The organism is Shewanella algicola, from assembly GCF_014648035.1.
Classification (GTDB): domain Bacteria; phylum Pseudomonadota; class Gammaproteobacteria; order Enterobacterales; family Shewanellaceae; genus Shewanella; species Shewanella algicola.
Window position 1 is genome coordinate 16,089 of sequence record NZ_BMQI01000057.1, and the last position, 12,218, is coordinate 28,306.

Annotated in this window: 10 protein-coding genes and 1 pseudogene; 2 read left to right on the plus strand and 9 right to left on the minus strand. The window is 48.7% G+C overall.

What is annotated here, in order from left to right; genetic code table 11:
- Positions 1-527: 527 nt before the first annotated feature.
- Positions 528-1,427, minus strand: a complete 900-nt coding sequence (locus IEY42_RS18710) for a cation efflux transmembrane domain-containing protein (RefSeq protein WP_188926810.1) — start codon at positions 1,425-1,427, stop codon at positions 528-530.
- Positions 1,428-1,504: 77 nt separating this feature from the next.
- Here IEY42_RS18710 and cadR point away from each other — a divergent pair, with 77 nt between their 5' ends.
- The gene (gene cadR, locus IEY42_RS18715) at positions 1,505-1,912 is read left to right on the plus strand and encodes a Cd(II)/Pb(II)-responsive transcriptional regulator (RefSeq protein ID WP_188926811.1); all 408 of its coding nucleotides are present in this window, start codon (positions 1,505-1,507) and stop codon (positions 1,910-1,912) included.
- Here cadR and IEY42_RS18720 read toward each other — a convergent pair.
- From IEY42_RS18720 to IEY42_RS18745, 7 genes are all read right to left on the minus strand, one after another.
- Complete coding sequence (locus IEY42_RS18720; protein ID WP_229780175.1) at positions 1,890-3,863, minus strand: cytochrome c/FTR1 family iron permease; 1,974 nt, start codon at positions 3,861-3,863, stop codon at positions 1,890-1,892. The genes cadR and IEY42_RS18720 overlap by 23 nt on opposite strands.
- 133 nt (positions 3,864-3,996) lie before the next feature.
- Positions 3,997-5,023 (minus strand): IS630-like element ISSpu8 family transposase gene (locus IEY42_RS18725; RefSeq protein ID WP_188926813.1). Its coding sequence is split into 2 segments (ribosomal slippage): positions 3,997-4,572 and positions 4,574-5,023, totalling 1,026 coding nucleotides; the frame shifts between segments, so codons are not numbered across the junction.
- A 199-nt stretch (positions 5,024-5,222) separates the two neighbouring features.
- The gene (locus tag IEY42_RS22460; RefSeq protein ID WP_427925863.1) at positions 5,223-5,459 is read right to left on the minus strand and encodes a GDCCVxC domain-containing (seleno)protein; all 237 of its coding nucleotides are present in this window, start codon (positions 5,457-5,459) and stop codon (positions 5,223-5,225) included.
- Positions 5,456-5,743 (minus strand): mercury resistance system periplasmic binding protein MerP, encoded by a 288-nt coding sequence (gene merP / locus IEY42_RS18730; protein WP_140907624.1) that lies wholly within the window; start codon positions 5,741-5,743, stop codon positions 5,456-5,458. Before merP ends, IEY42_RS22460 begins: the two co-directional genes overlap by 4 nt.
- Before the next feature lie 17 nt (positions 5,744-5,760).
- Positions 5,761-6,120: a mercuric transporter MerT family protein gene (locus IEY42_RS18735; RefSeq protein WP_140907625.1), complete on the minus strand. Its 360-nt coding sequence runs from the start codon at positions 6,118-6,120 to the stop codon at positions 5,761-5,763.
- A gap of 76 nt (positions 6,121-6,196) precedes the next feature.
- Positions 6,197-6,601: a mercury resistance transcriptional regulator MerR gene (gene merR, locus IEY42_RS18740; protein ID WP_140907626.1), complete on the minus strand. Its 405-nt coding sequence runs from the start codon at positions 6,599-6,601 to the stop codon at positions 6,197-6,199.
- Complete coding sequence (locus IEY42_RS18745; RefSeq protein WP_188926814.1) at positions 6,598-7,836, minus strand: ATP-binding protein; 1,239 nt, start codon at positions 7,834-7,836, stop codon at positions 6,598-6,600. The genes merR and IEY42_RS18745 overlap by 4 nt, the downstream gene beginning before the upstream one ends.
- A gap of 181 nt (positions 7,837-8,017) precedes the next feature.
- Between IEY42_RS18745 and IEY42_RS18750 the strand changes: the two are divergent.
- Positions 8,018-10,934: pseudogene (locus IEY42_RS18750) on the plus strand (Tn3 family transposase).
- Between the two features lie 445 nt (positions 10,935-11,379).
- On the opposite strand, the gene IEY42_RS18755 reads toward IEY42_RS18750, so the two are convergent.
- The gene (locus IEY42_RS18755) at positions 11,380-12,009 is read right to left on the minus strand and encodes a hypothetical protein (RefSeq protein ID WP_188926815.1); all 630 of its coding nucleotides are present in this window, start codon (positions 12,007-12,009) and stop codon (positions 11,380-11,382) included.
- Positions 12,010-12,218: the final 209 nt, after the last annotated feature.

Below are 12,218 nucleotides of genomic sequence, written 5' to 3' on the forward strand. Positions count from 1 at the left end.
CAGCGACGAGGATGGGGCCTCGGGAATGAGGGCTTGAGAGTCGTTATGCAACGAATGTTTATGCAAAAAGTTTGGGTGAGTCAGGTTACCGGATAAATAGACATGGCAATGGCAGCCATGGTGATGGCAATGAAACAGGCAGTCAGTGGACATATTCTGATCAGTGGGATCAGTAGCGGTCGAGCTATCCAGTACTCCCGATGATGAGCCATCGATGAAATCAGAGGAATAAGGGGCTGTATCCGAATAATTAATGGGATGCACGTCAGCCATAGCTGTCACTGATTGCAGTGCAATCAAGAGTAACAGCAGATAAGACAGTGCTTTTCGACTCATAAACCGAACATAACCCCAATGAAATGGAATAAACTGCGAAGCAGTCCACCCTTGATTACGGATTCAATCCCCGATTGTCCCAGCGCCTTTCGTTTACCTGTTATCCGCTTATCAAAGCGAGCCAGGTCGAGGATTTTTATTGGCGAGTTATCAAAAAAAGACCATTGCTTGTTGTTCATATTGTGCTCGGCTCAGGACTTGAGCTGCAAGATACGGCGCGCACCATTCAACACAATCAAACCGATGATAAGGCCAATCACCAAGTCTGGATAACGTGAGCCCGTCCAGACCACCAATCCACCGGCAAGGATCACCCCTAGATTGGCAATCACGTCATTGGCGGAGAAAATCCAGCTGGCTTTCATATGGGCGCCGCTATCCCGGCTTTTGGCAATCAACAGCAGACAGGTCACATTGGCCGCCAAGGCAACAAGCCCGAAGCTCATCATCAAAGTGGAAACCGGTTCACTACCCAATACTAATCGCCTTACCACCTCGCCCAAAGCGCCCAAGGCGAGAATGATCTGAAGCCAACCGGAAAAATGGGCTGCACGCAACTTCATCCGCACACTGTGCCCTACGGCATACAGCGCCACGCCGTAGACGGCGGCATCAGCGAACATATCCAGGGAGTCCGCAATCAAACCAGTGGATTGCGCCCACCAGCCGACAGTAATTTCAATGACAAACATGATGCCATTGATTGCCAGTAGCCACTTGAGAATGCCAGCTTCTCTTTCTGCCTCCTGTTTTGCAGACGCCTGCGCACGGGCGATGGACTCGCTGGCGACGGGCATTGTACTGACAAGTCTCGCGCCCAGACCGACTGATTGCATTCTTTTTTTAATAAGGTCAGCGTTATCACCATGGTAGACACTCACCTTGCGCTTGGGGGTATCGAATTCCAATGTGACTTTAGGATGCACACTGTCCAACGCCATACGGATCATGCCTTCCTCTGAAGGACAGTCCATCTTGGGGACATGATACTCACTAACAAAGCCGCCATGAGAAGCGTCGTGTACTTCGGCAATTTGGGGAGTGTTCTCCGTCGCGTTATTTTGGCAATTGCCACCGCATGTGGTCGTCATAAAAAACCCTTGTTCTATCCAAGGTGGGCAGTTTAAACTCTATAGTTACTATAGAGTCAAGCACAGAGATTGAATAAATGAAGATTGGCGAGCTGGCAAAAAAGACGGATTGCTCGGTGCAAACTATCCGTTACTATGAAAAAGAACAGTTGCTGTGCACGACACAGCGTAGTGACGGCAATTTTCGACTTTACGATGAAGCTGCTGTCGAACAGCTGCTATTTATCAAGCTCTGTCGTAACCTGGATCTCAGTTTGTCCGAGATCCGCCAGCTACTCACATTAAAACGCTCACCGGGTGCGCAATGTGATCAAGTCAATCGCATGATGGATACGCACATTCAACAAGTGGAAACGCGCATTCAGGAGCAGGTTCAGCTGCGCGAGCATTTGAAAGTACTTCGCCGCAGCTGCTCCAGTGAAAGGACGATCGAACAGTGCGGCATCTTGCAAACGTTAACCACTAATCAGCATCAGAAGCGGTAACACTTACGCGCTTGAAATCGGACGCCTGTGTTATCGGCGGTGATGTTGCGCGTTTTGATTTGGATAGTATTAAAAATACCAGGTAAACCAGAAGTACCGAAAGTTGCGCAAGCACGCCTTGCCAGGTGGATTTGACGCCAATCCAGTCAATCTCAAAACTCACAGGTAATGGCGTCATACCGATGATGGCCGCCTCCTGTAATGCCGACACAGCTTTGCCCATCAGGACAAATGCCAGCGCTAGCAGCAAGTAGGTGGTGGCTGAAAAGAATTTGGCGATCGGCAGCTTGACGGAAAAGCGAATCAACACCCACGCCAATATGGCTAACAGCAACAAACCGAGCGCAAAGCCACCACCAACAGAAGAATATTGGGTTGATACCGCCTGCGTTAACAGCGATTGATAAAATAATACGGTTTCAAACACCTCCCGGTAAACCGCCACAAATGCCAACGCCACCAGCCCCCACAAGGTGCCAGACTTAAGTTGGGTATCGACATGTTGCTGAATGTAGGCTTGCCATTGTGCAGCCTGGGTTTTGCTATGCATCCAGATCCCAACATAGAGCAGTACCAACGCGGCCAATAAAGCGGCAATTCCCTCCATGATTTCACGATTGGCACCACTGATCGTGATCAACGATTGAGCGGCGATCCAGGTGGCACCACCGGCAAGTAATGCCGCAATCCAGCCTATGTGGACATATTTAAGCGCATCCCGACGCCCGGTTCTTATCAAAACCGTCGTTAAGGCAATGATAACCAGCAATGCCTCCAGGCCTTCGCGCAACAATATGACCAGACTAGCAGTGAATAAAGTTCCTTCGGACAAGGTGGACTCTGATAACAAACGTTGTGCGTCATCCAACAAATGCCGCGTCTCCGTCATTAGCGCACCCAATTCTCCGTTTACGTCGGGGCGGCTGGTCAATTGTCGTAGTGCCATCATGTTGGACTCGATGGATTGGCGCAGTGCTTTGTCATGCGCATCGAGGCTGTTTTCAATCAGTTCAAAACCGTCCAGATAAGCACTGACGGCGAGTTCACTTGCGGTTGAAAAATCTCCCTTCTGATGCGCTTTTTGGGCGGCTTGAAGTCGATTCCATGTGATTGCCAAGGGATCTTGGGATGCCTTGAATAATGCCGAGGGGTTAGCGCGTAAACTCTCCAAAGCTTGTAGGGTTATATCAGGGCGTGCTGCTGCCAGTTGCAGTGGGTTGTGATTAATCAGCTGCAGTTTGGTAATATTCAAATCATTGTGAGTAGGTTCGCTGGATTGAAAAGCGAGTCCACCGACATAGAATGCCATTGACCAACGCTCTTGCTCCGTTAGTTGTTGAAAAGATGGCATGGCGGTGTCGTCAATGCCATTGGTAATGGCGTCGTATAAACCCAAAATTGATCGATTTAATGCCCGCTCTTTATCGGTAAAGTCCGTGGGTGCGGGATCGAGTTGTGCTGCCAGCACTCCGTCACCTTGACCAGATACTCCATGGCAAGATCCGCAGTTAGTCTCAAATACCGGCCGGATTTTTTCTTGAGGTAATATCCGTTCCGGCAGGGATAAATGTGGCATCAATCCCAACAATGTGCCGCGTAGGCTGGCACTCATTTGACGGATCTCATCAACACCTTTCTTATCATGGATGGCCCTCTGCAATGCCATTGCTTGCACTGCGAGTGACTCTGCATCAGCAGTGGCGGCCAGCGAGCTCTTGCTAACAATCAGTTGTGAAAACTCCACCATCTCCTGATATTCATTGTCATTAATTACCTGACCGTTTTTCACCGCTTCGGCATAATCAACGCCTATGTATTCAGCGAGCTGTGCCAGTTGCCGGAGTTGAGTAACGTTGTCTGGGATCTCAGCTTCATTCGCCCCGGCAGATAGAGAAAGTGGCAGCATCAGAAATATGATGGCATGAAGGGTGGCTCGTTTCAGGCGTTGCAATAACAGTGGGTTCCTGCAATCAAACATCTCGGTGTTCTCTTATTCATGAATCGCTAATGATTATTGATCGCAATTGTAAACTCTATAGCCGCTATAGAGTCAAGAGAAGTATAAATTATACCAATTCCATTAACTAACTGGTCAAAATTGCCCACGGTCTAGTACACAATTCTATCACTCTTGCTTTTTTCTCAATGAAGGTATTCCATGCGATAGAGCACTGTTCGACAATATCGTCATAACCACTAAAACAACGATTGGCCAACACATTTTGACGCAGCCATTGCCATACCTGCTCTATTGGATTCAACTCCGGTGAATAAGGTGGCAACTTGAGAAGCGTCAGATTATCAAAGTCATCGGCCAAATCCTGTTGATGCCAGCCTGCGCCGTCCATGATGACCAGCGCATGGCGCCCAAATGCGGTGGCGGTTGAAATCAGTTTTAAATGCTCGTTCATATATTCGCTATTGGCATGCGGGGCAATAATCGCTTGTGTCGCCCCCGTTGCCGGACACACGGCGCCATATAGATACGCTGATTCAAATTGTTGCTGCTTTACAGCCCTTGGACGGGTCCCTTTCTCAGCCCAAATACGGGTGGTGGTATTCTGTTGGCCAAAGCGGGCTTCATCTTGAAACCAAACGTCAATGCGATCGAGTGCAACGTGCCCAGGTGTGTTAAGGATCGTTGCCATCCGGAAGTTTTTTAAAAGCCTCTTGTATAGCCTCAGATTGTTTCGGGTGGCGAGAGCGAGTGGTAATCCATGAGAAGCCAAGTTGATGTAACAAGCGGTAGATATTCGCTTGCTTGAACATCACACCAAATTCAGACTGAATAAACAGGCCGACATCCTTGGCCATCAACCTGCCACCTTGTTCTGATAGACTTCTGTGCTGTACGAACGCTTTAAGCTTAGCTTGCTGTGCGATGGACAGTGTCGCAGGACGGCCCGGATTGGGCGCATCGTCAAGGCCAGTCAGCCCATGGGTTAAATAGGCGGTGACCCAGCGATTGACACTGGTTCTACTGACCTTAAGCATGCTTGCGATGGCGGTACGAGAATGACCTTCAGTGAAATGGAGTAAGGCAAGATAGCGCATACGTTTGCGTGCACTTTTCTCCGATTTTACTAAGGCTGCGATGTGGGGATTATTCATATTTTGTATGATTAAAAACTGATGACCAATTAGATCACATAATTAATATAATTAGTATTACAGTCGATTGGAAACCGTTTTGATAGAGGGGCTTTACCAAGGCTCGCTCCTTTATCTTCCAGAGATCATGACAGGTGGATTGATACTGGAAAATTATCGACTTAACCGGGTGAGTAACATGCAGATTTGCGAGGTCCAATTAACCGCCACAACAGGTTCCTGTGTCTTTATTGCCTTGTGAGAACTGTATGGGCGGGCAAGGTACCGAGCCATAGGAACAGTACACACAGCAGTCACCGAGCTTCGGCTTCAATAAAACATGGCACTGTTCACACTCGTAGAACCACTGGCAGGCGTCCGTGGGCATGGTTTCTGTTTTTTTATGGCCGCATTCGGGACAAGTCAGCTCGGACTGCAAAATCACCTCTGACATCATGGTGTTTCCTTTTTTACAATAGTTGACGGATAACCGGCATTGGTGGTCGCTTCGACCAATCTGTCAGCGTTGGTCAGAGAATCCTCAAAGGTCACTACGGCTTGCTTATGCTCATAACTGACCTCGGCTTCTATCACGCCTTGGACCCTGGTCAGCGCCTTTTTAACCGTGATCGGGCACATGGCACAGTTCATGGTTGGCAGATCCAGCGTGATGGTTTGTGGCTTGGCCCAGGCCGAGAAGCTGGCGATGGTGAATACGAGACCGAGAATGATTTTCTGCATGGTTAGCTCCAGGGTGTTCATGCGAACAGAGGAATCCAGTGGGTACTGGTAACAAGAACCAGCGCGACGATTACCGCGATCCAGAAAACTATTTGACGCCGTTTCCGAGTATGCGGCACAGCGCAGGCGGTTCCCGGTTCACAGGCCTCGACCGGTCGATGTATCTGCCAGCCCGCCCAACCGAACAACAGCATAACCAGCATGACGAATACGGGACGGTAGGGCTCCAGCAGGGTCAAATTACCAATCCAGGCCCCGCTGATACCTAGTGACAAGAGCAGGAAAGGCCCAATACAACACAGGCTCGCGCCGATGGCAGCGGTAATGCCACCGATGATAGGCAGCCTTGTGTTGGTGAATCTCTCTTTTCCCGGCATCGCCGACTCCACTTTATTGATCTGATGAAATCAGTGTAAATGCCGTACCAAAGTACGGAGTCAAGCCCAATGCCTTTTATTGACGAGGATCAGGTTGGAGGGATTCAACAATAGGACAAGCCGCATTATCAGGATTGGTCCGACACTTTGTGACGAGTTCTTCCAACACCTGTTCCAGGCGGTGTAGATCGTTAATTTTTTCACGCACGCTGGCCAGCCTTGCTTCGGCCAGCTCCTGGATTTCCGAGCAATGCGACTCGCCCAATGACAGCAGGTTGTTGATCTCCTCCAGCGTAAAACCCAGTTCCTGGGCACGTTTGATGAATAAAATCCGAGCCAAGGTTTCGTTTGGGTAAGTACGGTATCCCTCTGCGGGTTTGAGTGGTTGACGGATCAAACCACGGCGTTCGTAGTAGCGGATGGTTTCGACGTTGACACCTGCTGTCTTGGCCAGCTGGCCAATGGTGTGGTTTTCGTTCATGACCAGAGCGCTCCCAGCGGGACAGCAAAGAGATTGTCACCAAAAGCCGTCGTATGATCGCCATCGTAGAGCAGGACACCGATTTTAAAGCGCTTGCCGGCCACACTTTGAAAGCGTTTCAAGCCGGTAAAATCTTTCGTGCTCAAGGTTGCCGCCGCTTTGACTTCAATGGCAAAACAATCGCCCATGGCGTTTTCAATGATCACATCGACCTCCACCTTGTCCTTGTCACGGTAGTGGTAGAAGTTCAAGGGCTCCTCGATCCACACCGCCTGTTTGCGCAATTCGTTGTAGACGAAGGATTCCAGCACCAACCCAAAATCACCTGGCTGTTTCAGCAGGCGCTCCCGATTGAGGCCCCGCACGGCGCACATCATGCCGGTATCAATGGAGTGCAGTTTGGGTGTTTTCACCAGGCGCTTATATTCGTTGGAATGCCAGGCCGGCAGCTGTTCCACCAGAAACAACTGCTCCAACAACGCCATGTATTTTTTGATGGTCAGTCGATCCAGCCCAAGTTTAGCGCCCAGTTCGGTCAGGTTAACCAGTTTCCCGGCATAAAAGGCGGTGAGTTTGAGTAACTTGGCCATCAAATCGGGGTGATCGATATGGGTCAGATCGCGGATATCCCGCTGGATCAATGTACTGACGTACTGTTGATACCAAGCGGTGCTTCGCCGCTCATTGGCACGTTGCAGAGGCTCGGGGAAACACCCCGTAATCAACCGTTGCAGTAGATGATCCCGCACACGAATGTCCTGAGCCGAAGGCGCTTCCTGGTTCAGTAGTTTGCTTAAAAAGCTGGGGGGTCGTCCGTGGATCTCGCATTCGGAAAGCGTTGTCAGGCGAACCGACTCCATTCGGCCGGCCAGGGAATCTGATAGCCGGGGCAATAACAAGGCATTGGCGGAACCCGTCAGAAGAAAGCGACCGGCCGTGCGTTGTTCATCCACAGCCTGCTTGATGGAGACGAACAGTTCAGGCAGGCGCTGCACCTCGTCAAGCGCAATTCGTTTCGGTGGCAGATTACGGATGAACCCGACGGGATCAGCTTGTGCAATTTCGAACTGGGCCTGATCGTCTAGGGTAATGTATTCCCAGTTTTCAGCGACCATCTCACCAATCAACGCCTTCACCAGAGTGGTTTTACCGACTTGGCGAGGCCCCATCACAAAGACCACCGGGGTGTCGCTCAGCGCTTCTTTGACATTGATTTCAGAATAACGTGGGTACATAAAATAAGCGCTCGGCTAATTGATGGTTGAAATTCGTCTATTCGTTATTTTATTATCGTCTATTCGTGATTACAATGCCGTCTGATTGTTAGATGCGACAATGGCGACTCACGAATGTAAAAAAATCAATAAAAACAACGCTATAGGGGTAGTTGGCGTGACTGAGCCCAAGTGAGAACCCATGACAGCCAAAGAGCAGTTCTTAACCAACCAGCAGCGATACCAGCCGTTAATGCTGCCACAACGATTTTCCGACGAAGAAATGGTTCGCGATTGGACGCTGAGCCGATGCGATTGCCAGGTGGTCAACAAGTACCGTAAGCAATACCGTCTGGGATTTGCTATCCAACTGTGCGCCATGCGTCTCTATGGCCGGTTTCTTAACCAACTCCATGATCTATCCTCCCGGGTAATCAGCTACCTGAGCAGTCAACTCGACCTCCCGCCCACGCTAACCGTGGACGTGCCCGAACGGGAGGCGACACTATTGGAGCATCGGAACAACATCCTCAAGTATCTGGGCTTTCAGCGGTTTGATAACAAAGCGGAAGCGGATCTGGACCGCTGGATTGAAGAACATGCTCGCCAGGGGCTGCTGCCGGATGAACTTTTTCACCGGGCAGAGCGCTACCTGCTGCTGAACCGTATTGTGTTACCCGGGCCCTCGACCATCGAACGGCAGATCATCCGTATTTGTAACCAGGTTCACACTCAGCTTTTTGAGCAGGTGTTTGATCAGATGTCCCCTGAACTGCGCGGTGCCATCGACGATCTGTTGCAAACCACAGACGGTAATCAGCGAACCTACTTCAACCAACTCAAAGAGTATCCACCGGCCGCCAAAATCTCATCACTGAAACGCTATTTGGAGCGCTATGACAATCTGGTGGCCACCGGCATTAATGAATTCGAGGAAAAGGTCATTGATACCGCTTTTCTTCACTACCTGTATCGACTGACCAAGCGCTACACCGCCAAGGACATGAAACGCTTCAAAGACCACAAGCGCTATGCCCTGATGGTGTGCTTCCTGTTAGAATCCCGCAAGATTCTGCTGGATAACCTGGTCAAAATGCACGATCAGTACATGACGGAACTGTGCCGACAAACCAGAAACAGTCACGACAAAAAGCACAAGGAATTCCGTAAACGCCAGAAGAAAGCCATCGATGCTGTGCTCGATACCACGCATGTTTTGCTGGAATGGCCGGAGGAACAGCCGTTGTACAAGAATGACTTATGGCAGCGTATTGACGAGAAACACTTGCTGGCCTCCATTGAGGATCTGCACATTTTTAAACGCCTGGAAGAACGCGGCTATTGCGATTTGTTGCTGACCCGTTACCCCAGTTTACGAAAGTATTTTTCCGACTTTATACGGTTACCGTTTGAAGTGGCGAAAGGTTCTGGGCCACTGATAAAAGCCATCCAGTTCGTCCGGCAGTTGGATGACGGCGATCTGAAAAAACTGCCGGAGAATACACCGACTGCGTTCATTCCCCGCGAGCTGCGTCGCAGCCTTAAAGATCAAACCGGCAACATCAATCGCAATGTTTGGGAAATGGGTCTTGCTCTCGCGATGAAAGATGCGTTGCGTTCCGGCGATTTGTATTTGCCACAGAGCAAACAGCATGTGTCGTTCTGGGATCTGACCTTGAACGAGCCCAACTGGGATGAAACCAAACACACTGTCTATACCGAGCTACAGCAGCCTTTGCCGCACGAAGTGCGTTCCGCCATTTCAACCCAGTTCCACGAAGCGGTGTCAGCAGCGCAAAAGCGTTTTGGACTGGATAATTTCGCCGAGATACACAATGGCCGGCTGAAACTCAAGCGTGACGACAAGCTGGACGTACCGGATAAAGTCAACCAACTGCAAAAGGTGATCGATGCACATATGCCCAGCATACGCATCGAGCAACTGCTGATGGAGGTGGATCAAATGACGCATTACAGTCGTCACTTTGTCCCTATCCAGCATCACCAGTCACGACCCAAAAACTTTTACAAAAGCCTGATGGCTGCCATTATTTCACAAGCCACAAACCTGGGCGTCGTGTCCATGAGTAACAGCGTCAATGGCGTTACTGTCGATATGCTAAGGCATATCCTGCAATACTATATTCGCGAAGAAACCCTGGTCAACGCCAGTGCTGAAATTGTGAATCAACACCATGAGCTGCCGTTGAGTGCGGTGTATGGCTCCGGTACATTGTCCTCTTCAGATGCGCAACGCTTTAAAATCCGCGCCGACAGTCTCTTGGCTTCATACTATCCCCGCTATTACGGCTACTATCTACACCCACGTATCCGATCAATATTCCGTGTTCAGCACCAAGATCATTTCCTGTAGCCCTCGTGAAGCCCTGTATGTTCTGGACGGCCTGCTGGAAAACAACACGATTCTGAAAATCCGAGAGCACACCACCGATACGCACGGGTACACTGAAATCGTCTTCGCCCTCTGTCATTTGCTCGGCTTCTACTTTATGCCACGTATTCGGGATCTGAAGGATCAGCAGCTATACCGTATCGACAAATCCGTCGATTACGGTGACCTCAACCATTTACTCACGAAAACAGCTGATCTGTCGATCATTGAGGAGCAATGGGAATACATGATGCGGGTGGTCATTTCTCTGAAGCAGAAAACTGCGCCAGCACACGTCATCGTTCAACGGTTGACCAATAGTTCACCCTCCGATCGCCTCACCAAGGCCTTTACCAACCTGGGCCGGATCATCAAGACCGAATACATTCTGCGGTACCTGACTGACAAAGACCTGCGCCAAACCTTCCAGCGGCAACTGAACAAAGGGGAATACCGGCACAAACTGCCGCGCTGGATATTCTTTGCGGACCAGGGGGAATTCACCACTGGAGACTATGAGGAAATCATGAACAAGGCCAGCAGCCTCAGCTTTGTATCCAATGCCATTCTGTACTGGAACACGATCAAGATAAATGACGTGGTTGAGCAGCTCCGGCAGCAGGGGGAGGATATCGACGACAAGACCTTATCCCATATCTCGTTATTGCCCTATAAGCATGTGTTGCCCAATGGTACGTACTTTATTGAAGATGAGGGGAAGGGGTGATTATTCGGAAACCTACGGTTACGCGGAGGGCCTGGGAGTCAAAACCGTAGGTTTTCGTTCAAATGCCCCCGCTGGTCCATATACAGATGAATCGATAGGCTCTTACCAAATTTAATAAACTAAATATTTTGAGGCAAGAAATGTTGTTTGGTAAATTTATTTTGTTATTCGGCTCATTATTATTATGGCCAAGTGTCATTTTTGGATTGGGGTTGTTGGGGGTTATTCCTGATGAGCTAACTAGCTTCACGGGAAACATTAAAATGTCGCAGCTAATCACAGGTGTAAGTCTAGCAATAAGCATTATCTTGTTGGTAGATGGGTACGTAATGATCAAGGACAACCAATCGTGTGAAGAATTCGAATAATTAATTGGATTTATATTGAGTTATTTGAAACTGGGCCGAACTTAGTTCAAATGCCAAACACGTTGGTACCACATCTTTCAATAAACCAAGTTAAGCTTTGCGCATTTCAAAACAGCTCGCAGTACGGGTAGCTTCTTATGTTGATCTCTTAACCGGCGAATTTGTGTCGATATACGCTTATAACACAAGATTTCATCATAAATTTGTTTGGGGCTAAGTTCATAACGCAAAGATAGGTCTACTATTTTGTCACAGTCAAAAGGTATCGATGAATCCATTGCATCAGATATAGCTTTTTCACATTGGGCTTTAAAATACAATTTACGTTTTGCAACTGCAGTTAGTTTTTTATGCACCCGTTCCTTATGAACACAAAATGCTGCTTTTGATCTAAGAGCACTTAAGTCTGCCAAGATAGTATTTGGTTCACAATCGAATTTCCTGGACAGGAATTCAATCATTTCAGTGGTTGAAAGGAGTCTGTATTTGTATGCTGAATACACAATACTATCTCTACGATTCAAGATGACATCATCGAACTCTATATATTCCGCTGTAGAAGGTTCATCTTCAACATCAATGGTAGATTCATCTTCATCAATAGCATCTGATCGGTCGTCAGGTTGATTATTTTGTGCTTGATAAGCATTAAAGCTTAAAGGATGTTTAACATTGGGTTTGGATGTATCAAGTGCTTCTGACGCCATTCCTTAAAAGTCCTATTAACTGCCTATACGGTAACCGTCTAGCGAACCACACCTCGCATCGTTAATCTGCCTATTTGAAAATACCTGCTCAATGATAAATTCGGAGTAGGTGATGAAAACATACAGAACAGCGGCACAGTGGTTAGCGCTACTTCAGCAGCGCAGTAATTTTAAAGGTACTAATATTGAATTCTGCCAACACCATAATG

What these genes read in the sequence shown, in the direction of transcription:
- IEY42_RS18710 (WP_188926810.1), bottom strand. Translation starts at nt 1,427, where the DNA reads ATGACGACCACATGCGGTGGCAATTGCCAAAATAACGCGACGGAGAAC.
- cadR (WP_188926811.1), top strand. Translation starts at nt 1,505, where the DNA reads ATGAAGATTGGCGAGCTGGCAAAAAAGACGGATTGCTCGGTGCAAACT.
- IEY42_RS22460 (WP_427925863.1), bottom strand. Translation starts at nt 5,459, where the DNA reads ATGATGTCAGAGGTGATTTTGCAGTCCGAGCTGACTTGTCCCGAATGC.
- merP (WP_140907624.1), bottom strand. Translation starts at nt 5,743, where the DNA reads ATGCAGAAAATCATTCTCGGTCTCGTATTCACCATCGCCAGCTTCTCG.
- IEY42_RS18735 (WP_140907625.1), bottom strand. Translation starts at nt 6,120, where the DNA reads ATGCCGGGAAAAGAGAGATTCACCAACACAAGGCTGCCTATCATCGGT.
- merR (WP_140907626.1), bottom strand. Translation starts at nt 6,601, where the DNA reads ATGAACGAAAACCACACCATTGGCCAGCTGGCCAAGACAGCAGGTGTC.
- IEY42_RS18745 (WP_188926814.1), bottom strand. Translation starts at nt 7,836, where the DNA reads ATGTACCCACGTTATTCTGAAATCAATGTCAAAGAAGCGCTGAGCGAC.
- IEY42_RS18755 (WP_188926815.1), bottom strand. Translation starts at nt 12,009, where the DNA reads ATGGCGTCAGAAGCACTTGATACATCCAAACCCAATGTTAAACATCCT.